This window comes from Bacillus sp. FSL K6-3459 (assembly GCF_038003305.1).
Classification (GTDB): Bacteria; Bacillota; Bacilli; order Bacillales; family Bacillaceae; genus Bacillus; species Bacillus pumilus_O.
Genome location: NZ_JBBOOW010000001.1, coordinates 3,443,143 through 3,458,345 on the forward strand (window position 1 = coordinate 3,443,143; position 15,203 = coordinate 3,458,345).

Consider the following 15,203-nt stretch of genomic DNA (forward strand, 5'->3'; position numbering starts at 1 on the left):
AAGGAGTGAACAGAAAGTGAAATTGCTCAAAACGCCGCTGATTGCTGTCCTTCAGATTATGGCTTTGTTTGTTTTTGCGAAATTGATGAATGTGCTCGCGGCCTTTTTGCATTTAAGAATTCCGGGCACGATATTAGGCATTCTGGTCATTTTCTTATTACTTCATTTTAAAATTATTCAATTAAAATGGATTGAACTTGGTGCCGTATGGCTGCTCGGAGAACTGCTGCTATTCTTTATCCCGTCGGCCGTTGGTGTTATTGATTATGGTACATTGCTTTCTCAATCTGGTACAAGTATTGTCCTTGTCGTCTTACTGAGTACCTTTGTCGTCATGCTCTCGACTGGTATCATGACGCAAATGATTGCGAAAAGAAAGGAGCGAAAAAAACTATGTTAGTTGGCGTACTATTTCTGATCTTAACGGTTCTTTTATATCTCGGATCAAAAGCGGTGTATAAACGACACCCGAAGGTTTATGTCTCCCCGTTACTTGTGACACCGCTTGTCCTTGTTGTCTTGCTATTAATCGTCAACATTCCTTACGACGCATACAATCAAGGCGGGAAATGGCTCACAAATATGCTTCAGCCTGCGACTGTTGCTTTTGCCATTCCCCTCTATAAGTATTTTCACATTCTGAAGAAGCATGCAGTGGAAATTATTTTGAATGTGGCTTGCGGTTCTGTCATTGCCATCCTATCTACGGCATTTATCGCGAAGTTGTTTCACTTGGATACAGGCCTTATTGAAAGTCTTGTCCCAAGGTCGGTCACAACGCCAGTGGCGATGAGCGTGTCAGAAATGATTGGCGGAATGCCGTCCGTTACGGCAGTATTCGTCATTTTAACCGCACTGTTTGGGTCAATCATCGGTCCAATGATCATTCGTTATTTCCGTATCGATAATGACATTGCCATGGGCGTCTTGCTTGGTACAGGTGCACACGGGGCAGGAACATCGAAGGCATTTGAAATGAGCTCCGTCTCAGGGACGATCTCAAGCGTATCTATGATTATTTCAGCCATTATTACTTTATGTGCAGCGCCTATCCTCATGTCGTTTGCCTTATAAAAAAAGCCATTTCCTTTATCGGAAAATGGCTTTTTTATTATGCTTGTATGAAGACAACCTTTAAATAATTTCCTTCAGGATAATTCTTCGTCGTACGGAAATCCTCAGGAAGTGTATATTCTTCAAGGATACGATAGGTTTGGCCTGATTCTTTAAAGGCCTGCGCAATAAATCCTTTGAATTTCTTCATACCAAATGCACTGCTATTCGTTGATGCCACAATGACGCCGTTCTCAGCGGTGATTTGGATGGCTTCTTTTAATAGCTTCTTATAGTCCTTCGCTGCACTGAATGTGTGTTTTTTCGTGCGTGCAAAGGAAGGCGGATCTAAGATGACAAGATCATAAGTCCATCCTTTTTTCGCAGCAAAAGGAAAATACTTAAAGACGTCCATAACTTTAATATCTTGCCCGTCCACATCTAGATCGTTGACTTCAAACTGTTCAGATGTTTTTTTCAAACTGCGGTTTGCGACATCTACACTTGTCGTCCGGCTCGCTCCGCCAAGTGCTGCTGCTACAGAGAATGCACCTGTGTAAGAAAAAGTATTGAGCACGGTCTTTCCTTTTGCATAACGATCTCGAATTGCTTTTCTCACATGACGTTGATCAAGAAAAATACCTGTCATCGCACCATCATTTAAGTAAACCGCTATGTTCATGCCATTTTCTTTGACGATAAGAGGAAATTCACCTTTCTCTCCCTTTACAAAATCATCATCTTCTATATACTGTCCCGACGTATCAAATCGTTTCTTTTCATAAATGCCTTTATAGTCTGGATATACATGCTCAAGTGCAGCCAATACTTCCGCCTTGAATGTATACACTCCTTCGCTATACCACTGGATAAGATAGAAACCGTCATAATGATCAATCGTGAACCCGCCAATGCCATCTCCCTCTCCGTTGAACACACGGAAAGCAGTCGTCTGTGCATCACGAAATAAATGCTTTCTGCCCTTGGCTGCCTGCTCAAGCTTGGAGACAAAAAAGGCGTGGTCTATTTTTTCGTTGGCATCAAAAGTAAGTACCCAGCCGATCCCTTTATTTTGCACACCATAATATCCTTTTCCTAAAAAGGCGCCTCGCTCATCCACCCATTCAATCAGTTCGCCTTCTTTCACACTGCTTACATGCGATACAGCATCTTTAGAAATGAGCGGATATCCCTTTTTCACTTGTTCTGCAAATGTTTGTTTTAATGAGATTTTTTTCATTTGTGTCATCCTTATCCTAAATTGACTCTCTCTATCCTATCATATGAATGTATACGTTACTTCTATTATGATAAGATGAGGAGAAAAATATCAACACACCATAGAGGAGGCTCTTTTTTGACGACATTACGATTAGATCATACAGGTATTATGGTTTCCAATATTGATACGTCCATTGATTTTTATGAAAAAGTCGTGGGCATGAAATTAAAGGATCGCATCACTCATACAAACGGAGTGATTGAGCTTGCATTTCTCGGCTTTAAAGATGAGGCAGAAACGGAAATTGAGCTCATCCAAGGGTACAGTAGCGATCTGCCATCTGAAGGAAAAGTACACCATCTTGCCTTTACAACAGACAATATTCATGCTGAATTCAATCGTATTCAAAAGCTGCAAATTGAATTGATTGATGAAGAAATTACGACGTTACCAAATGGATACTGCTACTTCTTTTTCAGAGGACCAGACCAAGAATGGATCGAATTCTTCCAGCGCTAATATTTCCTAGGAAATGGGGCCGATTCCCTTGATGCCCCATAAAAAAAGAGTAAGAGCAATCCATATGCCCTTACTCTTTTTTTATAACACCTTACTAAGAAATGATTTTGTACGCTCATGCTGCGGGTTTCCAAAGAGAGCTTCCGGCTTGTCTTCTTCGACAATATATCCGCCATCCATAAAGATCACGCGGTCTCCAACCTCTCTCGCAAAGCCCATTTCGTGTGTGACCACAATCATCGTCATGCCTTCGACGGCTAATTGTTTCATGACTGCTAATACATCCCCGACGACTTCAGGGTCAAGAGCAGATGTCGGTTCATCAAATAATAACACTTTCGGGTCCATTGCCAAGGCTCTAGCGATGGCGACACGCTGTTTTTGTCCACCAGATAATTGGTTAGGGTAGCTTTTGGCTTTGTCTTTTAAGCCAACCTTTTCAAGCAGGTCCATCGCTTTATCGACTGCCGCCTTCTTGTCGGTGCCTTTTACCTTCACCGGTGCGATCGTGATGTTTTCTAAAACGGTTTTATGAGGAAATAAATTAAAGTGCTGAAACACCATCCCCACTTCTTGTCGTACTTTATTGATATTCACCTTTGGATCTGTGATCGTATGTCCGTGGACAACAACTTCACCAGCCGTAATATCTTCTAATTTATTGAGACATCTTAGAAACGTGCTTTTGCCTGACCCAGAAGGTCCAATGACACACACTACTTCCTTTTCTTCGATGACTGCATTTATATCCTTTAACACTTCGTGATCACCAAAGGATTTCTTTAAATTTTTCACCGTAATCATACTCATTTGATATCAAATCTCCTTTCTGCATAGCTAGCCAGTAGAGAAAGTAAATAAATGATCACGAAATAAATGATACCGACAATGAGCCAGACATTCAAAGGATCAAATGTTGCCGATGCTTGTACTTGTCCCCGCTGCATAATATCGGCGATTCCGATAATTGATAAGAGAGACGTATCCTTCAAGCTGATAATGGCTTGGTTTGTAATTGCTGGAAGCATGCGGCGAAATGCTTGCGGAAGCACGATAAAACGCATGTTTTGTCCCCCTGTAAAACCTAAGGAACGTGCAGCTTCTGTTTGTCCCTTATCAATGGACTGAATCCCAGCACGAATAATTTCTGAGAAATAAGCCCCTGCATTAATCGCTACTGTAATAATCCCTGCCGGCACTCGATCAAGCGATATGAATTCAAGTGTATTCAAACCAAAGTAAATGAAGAATAGCTGTACGATAAATGGTGTGCCTCGAATGGCATTGACAAAGACTAGTGCGATGAAATTTAAGATTTTAAAAGGTGACAGACGAAATAATGCCACGATTAAACCGATGATAAATCCTAAAATGATGGCAACAACAAAGATATATAAAGTGGTTTGCAACCCATCCATTAAATACGGAAATGCATTAACAATCGTGTCCATGTTTCTCCCTCCCTAATTCACATACGGCGTATCATAAAGAAAGCGCGCTCGGAGCGCGCCTCGCTAGTGTTATGACTTCAAATATTTATCAATAATTTTGTCATATTCACCGTTTTTCTTTAGGTTCTCTAGACCTTTATTGATTTTTTTCAATAGGTCTTGGTTTTTCCCCTTCATGACAGAGATACCATACTTGTCTCCATTCAATCGGTCTCCAACTGTTTTCAATTTTAAATCCTGTTGTGCGATTGCATACGTAATGACAGGATAATCCTCAATTAAGGCATCTGCATTTCCATTTGAAACTTCTTGGAACATCGATGGGCTGTCATTAAATTGAACCACTTCATACCCATATTTATCTGCGTTATCTGATGCAAATTTCGCACCTGTCGTCCCATTTTTAACAGCTAGCTTTTTCCCCTTTAAATCATCAATTGATTTGATGCTGCTGTCCTTTTTCACAACAACTGTCAAACCAGCGTCGAAGTACGGATCTGAGAAATCTACCTTCTTCTTACGCTCATCTGTAATACTCATCCCGCCCATCCCTACATCAAGCTGGCCTGCCTGCATTGCCGGAATAATGCCTGAGAAGTCCATAGCTTCAAGTTTCACTTTGAAGTCTTGATCTTTCGCGATGGCGTTAATTAGATCTACGTCTATCCCTTGATATTTACCGCCCTTTTCAAATTCAAACGGCGGATATGTTGTGTCTATCCCTATTTTATATGTGCCTTTGCCTTCTCCCGAACCGCTGTCCGATTTTGATCCACAGGCTGCCATGACGAGCACAACTATGAGTCCCATGATCAGTAACATCGATTTTTTCATAAAACACGCCCCCCTATTGTCAGTTTTGTCTAAATATTCGCAATACCAATAATACTATACCACGCTAAATCTATAGTGTGTGATATTTTTTATCAATACCAAAGATCCATACAATCCTAGATCAATAGTCTCTTTAAATTTTACTTTTTTGCGAATAACTCATTTTATTCTAAAAGAAAAGCAATTCACAAACATAATGTGAGATAATCTCACAATAAAATGAGATATCACCTTGAAAACCGTTGTTTTTCATCACATCCGAAAACAGACTCTTAAATGACCTTCTTCTCTCTATTGATATCGTAATATATTTTTTCTAATATCCTCTTTTTACCTAAAATTATGTAAGCGTATACAAAAAGACACCTAATCCCTATTTCTTTCACAACTGGTTGAATTTACATCAAAAAACATGTTTTACAAATTGCGAGAGAGCGCTTAAAATATAAGAAGATACTGAATATGGAAAGTGAATTCAGATGAACGGAAATCGAACTAGATGGATAGATGAAGAAAGGAGGATATAAATTGTCAGAAACAGGTGTTTTGTCGTCCGTTGATGTAGCGAATATGTTAAATGACTGGTATGTCATGATGAAAAAAAGAGAAATACAAGGTGCGATCCAGCTAAAGGAAGAGATTCTTCAAGCGTTTGATCGCATGGAAGAGAATCAAGACGTCTTACTTTACTATCAATTGCTAGAGTACCGTTTTAAGGATCTCATCGAAGATACAGCTTCGTTGGATCATAGTCTTTTTGTTGATGAAAATGCAATCCGTACAGATGACATGCTCAGCTACTATTTCTATTTCTTTAAAGGGATGTATGAAATGCGCAGAGGCAATCAGGATACGGCATTTCACCTTTTGAAATTGGCAGAGGATAAATTAGATCTCGTCCACGATGACATTGAAAAAGCAGAATTTCATTATAAAACAGGATGTCTTTACTATAATATCAGATCAACGCTCCTCTCCATACACCACTTGAAAATGGCTTCATCTATTTATGACGCAGACCCATGTTATGTAAAAAAGTCAATCAGCTGTCAAATGATGCTCGCTTTGAATTATGCTGATCAATCAAAATATGATGAGGCAGAATCATTATTTGAAGAAGTAATTCATTCACTAGAACAAATGGAAGACCCAGATTTACTTGGTCATGCGTATTGCAATGCCGCTTTTATTAAAAGTCTTAGAAATGAATACAGTGAAGCTGTGCCGCTCCTAGAAAAGGCTTTATTGATCGAGACATTTGAAACGTCTTCTCCAGGCGGCTACTTACTTGCTATGTATGCCTACACAAAAGCACTATTCAAGCTTAAAAAGCCTGGTTTGTTCCACTATTATGTACAGCTTTCACTTCAAAAAGCAGAAAATTTAAAACAACGAAACATTTCTCTTAAATTATCTATTTTAGAAACACTTATGCTTCAGCAAGACAACATGATAGAGCAAATCAAGTCTTATTGTGATCAATTAGAATCTATGAATTTCCTTGTTGATCTTGAAGCCATCTGTCAGGATGCAGCTGCTTACTTAACAGATCTTGGACTTCATGAAGAATCTACTTATTTCTGGAACAAGGCGTTATCCTTAAAAACTTGTTAAGAATATGGAGTGATGTATGATGAAAAAATGGCTTATCACAACTGCGGTTTTGACACTTTTGATAACAGGTGCTTCCATTGGCGCTTCTATCCAAAAAGACAGCCAATCTGCACAATCTCAAGATATGATTCAAAAGAGAGACCGCGGTACCAATCCTTAAACATGTTAAAGAGCAGCTGTGAATATCGCAGCTGCTCTTTTTTATGCACTAATCGATTTCTCGTTTAATATTTTGCATTTTTTCATCTAAGTAATGGGCTATATCAGCCGCTTCCTTCAGTTCATCGGTTAGCTGATGAGGAACATCGTTTTGCAGTTTATAATAGATTTTATGTTCAAGACTCGCCCAAAAATCCATCGCTATGGTCCGCACCTGAATCTCCACCTTCACATGCTCCACACGATTCGTTAAGTAGACAGGAATCTCCACAATTAAATGAAGACTTCTGTAGCCATTTGGTTTTGGGTGTTGAATGTAATCCTTCACTTCAAGGATTTTTAGATCCTCTCTTTGCCTCAATACATCGATAATATTATAGATATCTTGAATAAAGGAGCAGATGATGCGGACACCTGCGATATCATGAATATACTCCTTGGCACATTGTGTTGTGATGTCGCATCCTTTTCTTGCTAATTTATTTACAATGCTTTCAAAGGATTTGATCCGTGATTTTGTATGCTCTATTGGATTGTGGCCATGGATTAAATTATATTCCTGGCTGATGATTGAAAACTTCGTATCCATTTCATCTAATGCAAATTTATATACTAATAATTCATTTTTCCAGTCTTCCATGACGTTTTTCAAATCTTCTACATGAGTTGCTGACATATTCATTTCTCTTTGTCATCTCCTTTTGGGAAACGGCGGCTGCACCGCTTTCCGTTTACTAGACGGAGACGAGACTCGAAAGGTTTTAAAAAATACATCGTCAGCCTCGCTGTTTGTAATAGGTCAACGCTAGCGCAAGCGCGAGTACAGAGCCTTTCACAATATCCATCGCGTAATAAGGGACAGACATCATCACAAGCCCATTTTGCAAAATACCGATGAGCACAGCCCCAATAAAAGTACCAAATGCATTTGGTTTTCCTGCTCCCATGACGGAAAAACCGATAAAAGCTGCCGCTACGCCATCCATTAAATAAGGTGTGCCCGCATTTATTTCCGCTGTCATTACCCTCGATGCCAGCACAATACCACCGATTGCTGCAAATAAAGCTGAGAGCAGATATGCCGCGATTTTATATTTATTCACATGAATACCGGACAATCGAGCCGCTTCCTTATTCCCTCCAATGATGTACATGAATCGTCCGTGCTTTGTGTAGGTCATGAAAATATGTGCAAATAGCACAATCACTGCCATTAAGAGAATGATATATGGCACCTGTCCGATTTTGCTGAAAAAGGAGGGAATTGTACCCGTTGAGAATGTACCGTCAGGCAGCACCATGTTTTCAGAAATGGTTGCCCCTTTCGTATACGTCTGAGCCAGCCCTTGAATGATAAACATCATGGCTAATGTCATGAGCATATCTGGAATTTTCATTTTGACAATCATGAAGGCATTGAGTAAACCAACAATAAGGGCAGCCGCTAGCGCAGAGAGGATCGCAATCAGCGGGTTTTGTGAAAACCACACAAACATAGAAATCACGATTGCATTCGATAACGTTGCGACTGATCCGACTGATAGATCAAAGCCATTGACTGCCAATGAGATGGTAAGGCCCACCGCAATTATGGTCACAATCGAGATAGACCGTAAAATATTGATGATATTCCCTGTTTGTAAAAACGCTGGATTCGCTGCCGCAAATACCACAATCAATACAACAATGGTTAAGATCGTGCCATATCGATAAAAGAAATCAAATAGATGAAAGGATGGCCGCTGTTTTTTCGTTTGCTGTACAGGGGCTAGAATTTGTCGTTCACTCATGATTGTCCTCCTGTTGAATGATATAAAAGCTCTTCCTCAGTCATTGGTGCCGTCATTTCCCGGGCAATGCTGCCATCATACAGCACATAGACTCGGTCTGCGATCCCTGTAATCTCCGACAGTTCACTTGACGCATAAATCACAGATTTCCCGCGGGAGGCAAGCTCTGCAATCAGCGTGAAAATATCTTTTTTCGCTCCAACGTCAACACCTTTAGTTGGTTCATCAAAGAGATAGACATCCGCCTCTGCCAGCAGCCATTTTCCGATGGCAATCTTCTGTTGATTTCCACCAGATAGATGCTTCACCTTTGCTTCAAGAGACGGGGTTTTAACACCAAGTCGTTTGACGATTTCATCTGCTTTCCGCTTTTCCTTTGAACGATGTAAAAAGCTGAACACACGTGAGAATGAACGAAGACTTGCTGCTGTTAAGTTCCACCCCACACTCTCTTCCGTCAGAACCCCTTCCTTTCTTCTTTCTTCTGGCACAAGGGCCATTCCAGCTCTCACAGCTTGATGAGGCGATGTGATGCGAACGGTTTGACCATGAAGCTGTACAGTTCCTGTCGTTTTTTCTGAGGCACCGAAAAGGGCTTTACACAATTCCGTTTTTCCTGCACCGACAAGGCCTGCAATTCCGAGAATTTCTCCCTTTTTCACATGAAGATGAATGTTGCGTAATTTATGCTGGTCGTTTAGCTGCTTCACTTCAAGGACAATAGGTGCGTCTTTCAAAGGTGTACGGAGCGGGAATTGCTCCTCTAATGGCGCGCCTAGCATTTCCTCAATGATCTGCTGGGGATTTGTATTTTGAACAAGATGAGCTGCGACATCGGTTCCATTTCGCATCACTGTCAGTTCATCACAAATGGTGAAAATTTCAGGCATCCGATGGGAGATAAATACAATGCCCGTTCCATTCTGTTTCAGCCGATCAATCATTGAAAATAACTTGTTTGTTTCTGTATGACTTAGCGGGGCCGTTGGTTCATCTAAAATTAAAATGCTGCATTTGGTTGAAACGGCCTTAGCGATGAGCACCATCTGTTTTTCCGCAAGGGTCAGATCACTCACAAGGCGTTTTGTGGAGATGTCGATGTCCAATTCTTTTAATCGTTGAGCTGCTTTACGGTGTAGCTCTTTCCAGCCGACAAATGTTTTATTCTCAAGCTGATGCATCATCATATTCTCACCAACACTTAAGTAAGGAACGAGAGCTGTATCCACTTCTTGATGAACCGTCTGCACACCATATGAGGCCGCATCCTTTGGAGTTTGAATTGATGCTGCCTGACCATTGATTTGGATGCTTCCTTCATAATGGGAATGAGCGCCAGAAAGAACCTTCATTAACGTGGACTTCCCAGCACCATTCGCTCCAATCAGTGCATGAACTGTCCCTTTTTCTAATGTGAAATTCACTTGATCTAACGCTTTTACTCCTGGGAATTCAATCGAAATATGCTTCATACAAACTAGCGGCGCTGTCATAGGTGTCCTCCTTCTCATGATCATCATTTGAAAAACGAAACACCCTCTATAGAAGAGAGTGCACGACGTTTATTTTGTATAATGCTTCTTCAAGGTCTTCATCCAATCTTCTTCAAAGGCAGTTGATGAGCCGAATCCCTTCACTTCGTCTGCAAGATTGACCATATTGATGGCTTTTCCTGATTGTTGAAGCTGTTTTTGTGAGATGAGAGAGGCCTCAAGGTCATAGGAAGATGGGGTTTTCTCGCCCGCTATTTTCTTCGCAAGAATTCTCACGTCAACTGCGCCAATGAGCTTCGGATCAACTGCTGCTGTGTACTTCCACGGACTGTCTTTTGCTGTCATTTCTTGAAGATCAGCATTTGACACATCAATCCCATAAATCTTCACTTCTGTTCTTCCTGCTTCCTTTAGCGCTCTTGCTGCGCCAATGGCAAAGGCATCCCACGTGGCAAAAATAGCATCAAGTTTACCCTTTGGATATTTATTTAGCATCGCTGCCACTGCATTTTGTGTTTGAACAGACGTATCAGAGGAGGCAATACCAAAGCGGTCAAGTTCCTTGATTCCTGAATGTTGTTTGAGGGTTTCTTGATAAACCTTGTTCCGTCTCACCATTGGCGGGAATCCATCTACCCAGAGGTACGCAATATTTGCTTTTCCTCTAAAATCAGACACGAGTGCGTCTAGTGATTTTTTCGCTAATTGTTCGTCATCTTGAGACGTCACTGTAACCCCTTTGATGCCTTTCAGTTTAGGATTTGAATCAAACGCTACGACCGGAATACCCTTCGCCGTAATCTTTTTCACGTCAGCGACAGTGGCCTCGTCGTCCCCATGAGAGATGATAAAGCCATCATAATTTTCTTCCAGCGCCTGAGAGATGGCGTCATGGAACTTCGCTGTGTCTCCATTTGCGGTGTAGACATCAACCGTAAAGCCAAGCGCTTCACCTTCTGCTTTTGTCCCAGCTAAAAACTGCGCGGTATGATCATCTCCGCCGATTTTACGGATGACTTTAATTTTTGCTCCCTGTCCCTTTGCGAATCGCTTCGGTACATTGTCAAAAGAGACTTTTTCATTCGCATTTGCCTTTGAGCCGGCACTCGATCCAGTGCCGCAGCCTGTTAATAGGACAGTCAATACCGTTAATAATATAAGACTAGATGTAAAATACTTACGCTTCATTGCTGTTCCTCCTCAAGTTGTTTTTATTTTTCACATCGGAAAACTAGGTAAAAATGTGGGAAGACGCCAGTAAACTGTTCTTCCTTTTGAAAAAGAGACGACAAAAAGCCTCTCTTAGAAAGAGAGGCTTGATCACCGTTGCATGAAACATGTATCGGGAATTCTTCCTCTCTTATCTGTCAAAGCTGTCACAGCTTTGCAGGAATTAGCACCAATTTCTATAGTAGAAACGGTTGCCGGGCGTCATAGGGCCAGTCCCTCTGCCTCTCTTGATAAGAGATCCGTTATGAAATTTTGTTTTCGTTGAAATGTCTTCTTTACTTTAATGTGATGTCACATCAATGTCAATGATTTTTTTGAAAATTTAAAACAATACGTTTGCGTTTCACACATGCTTAATTTCCGATGATTTTCTTAGCCGGTGATGATTTCTTCAGGCGAAAATCATATTTTTTCTCATTCACAAATTGTGGATTGAGGTGTGCTGATCCTTTATCTTGACCGCTTTTAGAGAGATACGTTTTGTAGCCTTCCATCCATTTCCCGCGCCATACCCACTGTGATGCCTTCGCACCTTTGCGGTCATCATATACGTTCTTTTGGAAGGTATTTTTTTGATTCACTCCATAGAGATTCACTACTAAGTAATGCGAGGCACTCGCTGTCATGATATTGCTCTTGATTCGATTGTTCACGGCTTGATATTGCATCAACAATTGACCGCCTTCTAAGCCAGCTGTGTCATTTTTGTATAAAATATTATGTGAGATCGTCGTATTTGTTGTTCCGCCTCGCTTTTTATCATAACCGCCAATTGAAATGCCTGTATAACGGTTCAAATACACTTGATTGTGTTCAATGCGAATACGATCTGCCATTTTTCCTTTATGTTCACTTGTGACTTCAATCCCAAGGTCATTGTGATGTGTGATGTTATGATCAATCACAATGTCCTTCCCGCCATCCACATAAATGCCACCAGCGGAGATGTCTTTGCCATAGGCTGGATTCCCTACACTCGTAATCTCGTACACTTTGTTTCTTGATACAACACCATTTCTGACTTGATCGTACTTTTTAGAAGGTGCTACGTTCTCAAAACCAATTAAATCAATGCCTATATTATCCGTGTGGCGAACCGTGTTATGTGTCACACGAAACTTGTTGACGTTCCCATTGAGCACAAGCGCTTCACTGAAGCCAAGCTTTAATTTTTCAACAGTGTTTCCTTTGATTTCAATGTCTTCAATGGCCGCTGGAGCTTTTGTTCCATAGACCGCAATACCGTGCGCATTCCCATTTTTGTGTGTCGTCTGAATGTCATACACTCGGTTGTTGAGAAGTTTGACGCCTTTCCCGCTTCCTTTGATGAAAATACCGACTGGGGTCAGGTCTTCTTTATTCGTCTTGAGATGTCCCACCGTCAGACCTTTGAGGGTAATGTAACTTTTTTGATCGATTGTGACAAGACCGCCATCTGCTTGATTTCCTTTAAGTGAAGCCCCACTAATAACAGGTTTTTCTTTTCCATAAGCTTGAAAGATAACTGGTGCTTTCTTTGTACCTGAATGGCGGACAATCAATTTCTCTTTGTATGTGCCGCCTCTCACGTAAATGGTTGTCCCAGCTTTCGCCATACTTGCCGCTTTTTTCAACGTACGAAAAGGTTTTTGCTTCGTTCCTGGGTTTTTATCGTTTCCGTTTGTCGCTACGTGATAGGCTGTGCTTTGCTTAGCGCCAACCTCCTCCGTCATCGCTTGACAGCCGAAGCTGATTAAGGTCATGAATAAAATAAGTAAAATACCTGGTATCGCTCGTTTCATCCTGTTGTTTGCTCCTTTCACTTCTATTTTCTTTATCGGTTAAAAAAAAGAGGATTAAAATATGAGAATGCCCCTTGCAATGTACTGGTCAAAAGGTGTATGGTTGAAAGAATATCTTACAGGAAATTTATCCGCTTTTAAATTGTCAGATTAATCAGTTAATAATGCATTTGGATTTTATTTCTTTATTAAAAAGGGGTGACTTGAGGCAGACTGACGGCAGAGAGAAGGAAAGCGCTTTAACAGATTTTTCTTGTCTGAATTCCAGAAAACCTATTGCTAATATTTTGTGAAGGTATAGAATAGAATCATAATTATTTCATATTATTAGAATTTTCAAATAATCAAACAGCAAGGAGATTTACGATGCCAAAACAACCCATCCGCGTTGAACTTAGTTCAACAAAAAAACCAAAACCTCAATCTGATCAACTTGAATTCGGAAAAATCTTCACAGATCACATGTTTGTGATGGATTATTCCATTGATCAAGGCTGGTATGATCCAAGAATTATCCCTTATCAGGCTATTCCAATGGACCCAGCTTCGATGGTCTATCATTATGGGCAATCTGTTTTTGAAGGCTTGAAGGCTTATGTTTCTGAGGATCAGAAAATTCTCTTATTCCGTCCGGAAAAGAACATGGAGCGCTTAAACAGATCCAATGACCGCCTGTGTATACCGCAAATTGATACAGAAACGGTTTTAGAGGGCTTAAATGAACTCATTCGCATTGATAAGGATTGGGTACCTGATGCAGAGGGCACTTCCTTGTATATCCGTCCATTCATTATTTCCACTGAGCCATATTTAGGCGTTGCGCCGTCAAGCACGTATAAGCTGCTTATTATCCTATCTCCAGTGGGATCTTACTATAAAGAAGGCATCCATCCAGTCAAAATTGCCGTTGAAAACGAGTTTGTCCGTGCCGTTAAAGGCGGAACAGGAAATGCCAAAACAGCTGGAAACTACGCCTCAAGCCTTAAGGCACAGCAAGTGGCTGAAACCAAAGGTTTTTCACAAGTTCTTTGGCTTGATGGCGTTGAGAAAAAGTATATTGAAGAAGTCGGGAGTATGAATATCTTCTTTAAAATCAACGGAGAAATCGTGACGCCTGAATTGAACGGCAGCATTTTAGAAGGCATCACTCGTAACTCTGTACTTGAGCTATTAAAACATTGGGGAATTCCAGTGACAGAGCGTAAAATTTCGATTGATGAGTTAATTGAAGCACATCAATCAGGTGAGCTTGAAGAAATCTTTGGAACTGGAACGGCGGCCGTTATCTCTCCTGTCGGGGAATTAATTTATCAAGATCAGCCATATGTGATTCAAGATGGTCAAACAGGTGAAGTATCGAAGAAATTGTATGAAGCCATTACCGGTATTCAAAAAGGAACACAACCAGATATCTTCGGCTGGACAGTAGAAGTCGACTCGGTCGTCAAACAAGCTTAATCATGTAAAAGAACCTTTCAATCATGAAGGGTTCTTTTTTTGTTTATTTACTTCTCCGAACACATTAAGGAGTGATAAATAGACTTAGATGTCCAGTCAGCCTTCTATTAAATCGTACACCAGAACAAGACCGATACACCCACAATCGCCCCTGCATATACCCACTGTTTCCCTTTGATGCTCCTCTTTTTTTCGATCAGTAAGAAGATCTCTGGTAAAAAGACGATGATGATTTCTATCATAAAAACAAGATAATAAACAAACGGCATCGGCTGAAAATCAAAGTCTCTTTCATCTCCACCAATTGTTGCGAAATACATCAACAGGTTGGTTACTGGAATGGTAAAACAAACGAGCAGGCGAAGAACATATATCCACACATACTGTCTATGACGAATAAGACCAATAAATGATGCGATGATGCCATACAAAAACAAGACCACTGTGCCATAACTCAACAGAGGTTGAACGACAAAGCCGTAAAGCATTAAACCAATTGCAACCATACTCAAACCGTCCCTTCTTTGAAGCCATACATGTTGTTTTTTACTATCATACACTTCTTTTTTGAATTTCCATATGGAGCAATGATAAAAAAA

General features: G+C 40.7%; 16 protein-coding genes and 1 riboswitch. Of the genes, 6 read left to right on the forward strand and 10 right to left on the reverse strand.

Annotated elements, in window-relative coordinates:
- Nucleotides 1-16 precede the first annotated feature (16 nt).
- Both MHI35_RS17595 and MHI35_RS17600 read left to right on the forward strand, forming a co-directional pair.
- Nucleotides 17-400 carry a CidA/LrgA family holin-like protein gene (locus MHI35_RS17595; RefSeq protein WP_012011691.1) on the forward strand — a complete coding sequence of 128 codons (384 nt, stop codon included), beginning with the start codon at nucleotides 17-19 and terminating at the stop codon, nucleotides 398-400.
- Nucleotides 394-1,074, forward strand: a complete 681-nt coding sequence (locus MHI35_RS17600; protein WP_012011692.1) for a CidB/LrgB family autolysis modulator — start codon at nucleotides 394-396, stop codon at nucleotides 1,072-1,074. Before MHI35_RS17595 ends, MHI35_RS17600 begins: the two co-directional genes overlap by 7 nt.
- A gap of 37 nt (nucleotides 1,075-1,111) precedes the next feature.
- On the opposite strand, the gene MHI35_RS17605 is transcribed toward MHI35_RS17600, so the two are convergent.
- Complete coding sequence (locus tag MHI35_RS17605; protein ID WP_335349546.1) at nucleotides 1,112-2,293, reverse strand: class I SAM-dependent rRNA methyltransferase; 1,182 nt, start codon at nucleotides 2,291-2,293, stop codon at nucleotides 1,112-1,114.
- Between the two features lie 117 nt (nucleotides 2,294-2,410).
- On the opposite strand from MHI35_RS17605, the gene MHI35_RS17610 reads away from it, so the two are divergent.
- Nucleotides 2,411-2,794 (forward strand): VOC family protein, encoded by a 384-nt coding sequence (locus tag MHI35_RS17610; RefSeq protein WP_012011694.1) that lies wholly within the window; start codon nucleotides 2,411-2,413, stop codon nucleotides 2,792-2,794.
- 81 nt (nucleotides 2,795-2,875) lie between these two features.
- Here the strand turns inward: MHI35_RS17610 and MHI35_RS17615 are convergent, their stop codons facing one another.
- From MHI35_RS17615 to MHI35_RS17625, 3 genes are all read right to left on the reverse strand, one after another.
- Nucleotides 2,876-3,604, reverse strand: a complete 729-nt coding sequence (locus MHI35_RS17615; RefSeq protein ID WP_088002532.1) for an amino acid ABC transporter ATP-binding protein — start codon at nucleotides 3,602-3,604, stop codon at nucleotides 2,876-2,878.
- Nucleotides 3,601-4,245, reverse strand: coding sequence for an amino acid ABC transporter permease (locus MHI35_RS17620; RefSeq protein ID WP_041816038.1), 645 nt, complete (start codon nucleotides 4,243-4,245; stop codon nucleotides 3,601-3,603). Before MHI35_RS17620 ends, MHI35_RS17615 begins: the two co-directional genes overlap by 4 nt.
- Before the next feature lie 69 nt (nucleotides 4,246-4,314).
- A complete protein-coding gene (locus tag MHI35_RS17625) occupies nucleotides 4,315-5,079 on the reverse strand; it encodes a transporter substrate-binding domain-containing protein (protein WP_144520083.1) in 765 nt (254 codons plus the stop codon).
- A 528-nt stretch (nucleotides 5,080-5,607) separates the two neighbouring features.
- Between MHI35_RS17625 and MHI35_RS17630 the strand changes: the two genes are divergently transcribed.
- Nucleotides 5,608-6,693 carry a Rap family tetratricopeptide repeat protein gene (locus MHI35_RS17630; protein ID WP_144520080.1) on the forward strand — a complete coding sequence of 362 codons (1,086 nt, stop codon included), beginning with the start codon at nucleotides 5,608-5,610 and terminating at the stop codon, nucleotides 6,691-6,693.
- A 19-nt stretch (nucleotides 6,694-6,712) separates the two neighbouring features.
- The gene (locus tag MHI35_RS17635; protein WP_162900864.1) at nucleotides 6,713-6,853 is read left to right on the forward strand and encodes a hypothetical protein; all 141 of its coding nucleotides are present in this window, start codon (nucleotides 6,713-6,715) and stop codon (nucleotides 6,851-6,853) included.
- Nucleotides 6,854-6,901: 48 nt separating this feature from the next.
- Here the strand turns inward: MHI35_RS17635 and MHI35_RS17640 are convergent, their stop codons facing one another.
- From MHI35_RS17640 to MHI35_RS17660, 5 genes are all read right to left on the reverse strand, one after another.
- Entirely contained in the window at nucleotides 6,902-7,534 is a 633-nt protein-coding gene (locus MHI35_RS17640) for a GTP pyrophosphokinase (RefSeq protein WP_065097768.1), read from the reverse strand.
- Between the two features lie 94 nt (nucleotides 7,535-7,628).
- The gene (locus MHI35_RS17645) at nucleotides 7,629-8,642 is read right to left on the reverse strand and encodes an ABC transporter permease (RefSeq protein WP_211062685.1); all 1,014 of its coding nucleotides are present in this window, start codon (nucleotides 8,640-8,642) and stop codon (nucleotides 7,629-7,631) included.
- Nucleotides 8,639-10,135: a sugar ABC transporter ATP-binding protein gene (locus MHI35_RS17650; protein WP_211062686.1), complete on the reverse strand. Its 1,497-nt coding sequence runs from the start codon at nucleotides 10,133-10,135 to the stop codon at nucleotides 8,639-8,641. Before MHI35_RS17650 ends, MHI35_RS17645 begins: the two co-directional genes overlap by 4 nt.
- 69 nt (nucleotides 10,136-10,204) lie before the next feature.
- Complete coding sequence (locus MHI35_RS17655; RefSeq protein ID WP_211062687.1) at nucleotides 10,205-11,323, reverse strand: sugar ABC transporter substrate-binding protein; 1,119 nt, start codon at nucleotides 11,321-11,323, stop codon at nucleotides 10,205-10,207.
- Between the two features lie 169 nt (nucleotides 11,324-11,492).
- A riboswitch (SAM riboswitch) is annotated at nucleotides 11,493-11,602 on the reverse strand.
- A 116-nt stretch (nucleotides 11,603-11,718) separates the two neighbouring features.
- The gene (locus MHI35_RS17660) at nucleotides 11,719-13,146 is read right to left on the reverse strand and encodes a DUF1565 domain-containing protein (protein ID WP_211062688.1); all 1,428 of its coding nucleotides are present in this window, start codon (nucleotides 13,144-13,146) and stop codon (nucleotides 11,719-11,721) included.
- A 366-nt stretch (nucleotides 13,147-13,512) separates the two neighbouring features.
- Here MHI35_RS17660 and MHI35_RS17665 point away from each other — a divergent pair, with 366 nt between their 5' ends.
- Nucleotides 13,513-14,604, forward strand: a complete 1,092-nt coding sequence (locus tag MHI35_RS17665) for a branched-chain amino acid aminotransferase (RefSeq protein ID WP_211062689.1) — start codon at nucleotides 13,513-13,515, stop codon at nucleotides 14,602-14,604.
- A 107-nt stretch (nucleotides 14,605-14,711) separates the two neighbouring features.
- On the opposite strand, the gene MHI35_RS17670 is transcribed toward MHI35_RS17665, so the two are convergent.
- Complete coding sequence (locus MHI35_RS17670; RefSeq protein WP_144520071.1) at nucleotides 14,712-15,110, reverse strand: hypothetical protein; 399 nt, start codon at nucleotides 15,108-15,110, stop codon at nucleotides 14,712-14,714.
- Nucleotides 15,111-15,203: the final 93 nt, after the last annotated feature.

What these genes read in the sequence shown, in the direction of transcription:
- MHI35_RS17600 (WP_012011692.1), top strand. Translation starts at nt 394, where the DNA reads ATGTTAGTTGGCGTACTATTTCTGATCTTAACGGTTCTTTTATATCTC.
- MHI35_RS17605 (WP_335349546.1), bottom strand. Translation starts at nt 2,293, where the DNA reads ATGAAAAAAATCTCATTAAAACAAACATTTGCAGAACAAGTGAAAAAG.
- MHI35_RS17615 (WP_088002532.1), bottom strand. Translation starts at nt 3,604, where the DNA reads ATGAGTATGATTACGGTGAAAAATTTAAAGAAATCCTTTGGTGATCAC.
- MHI35_RS17620 (WP_041816038.1), bottom strand. Translation starts at nt 4,245, where the DNA reads ATGGACACGATTGTTAATGCATTTCCGTATTTAATGGATGGGTTGCAA.
- MHI35_RS17625 (WP_144520083.1), bottom strand. Translation starts at nt 5,079, where the DNA reads ATGAAAAAATCGATGTTACTGATCATGGGACTCATAGTTGTGCTCGTC.
- MHI35_RS17635 (WP_162900864.1), top strand. Translation starts at nt 6,713, where the DNA reads ATGAAAAAATGGCTTATCACAACTGCGGTTTTGACACTTTTGATAACA.
- MHI35_RS17640 (WP_065097768.1), bottom strand. Translation starts at nt 7,534, where the DNA reads ATGAATATGTCAGCAACTCATGTAGAAGATTTGAAAAACGTCATGGAA.
- MHI35_RS17645 (WP_211062685.1), bottom strand. Translation starts at nt 8,642, where the DNA reads ATGAGTGAACGACAAATTCTAGCCCCTGTACAGCAAACGAAAAAACAG.
- MHI35_RS17650 (WP_211062686.1), bottom strand. Translation starts at nt 10,135, where the DNA reads ATGACAGCGCCGCTAGTTTGTATGAAGCATATTTCGATTGAATTCCCA.
- MHI35_RS17655 (WP_211062687.1), bottom strand. Translation starts at nt 11,323, where the DNA reads ATGAAGCGTAAGTATTTTACATCTAGTCTTATATTATTAACGGTATTG.
- MHI35_RS17660 (WP_211062688.1), bottom strand. Translation starts at nt 13,146, where the DNA reads ATGAAACGAGCGATACCAGGTATTTTACTTATTTTATTCATGACCTTA.
- MHI35_RS17665 (WP_211062689.1), top strand. Translation starts at nt 13,513, where the DNA reads ATGCCAAAACAACCCATCCGCGTTGAACTTAGTTCAACAAAAAAACCA.
- MHI35_RS17670 (WP_144520071.1), bottom strand. Translation starts at nt 15,110, where the DNA reads ATGGTTGCAATTGGTTTAATGCTTTACGGCTTTGTCGTTCAACCTCTG.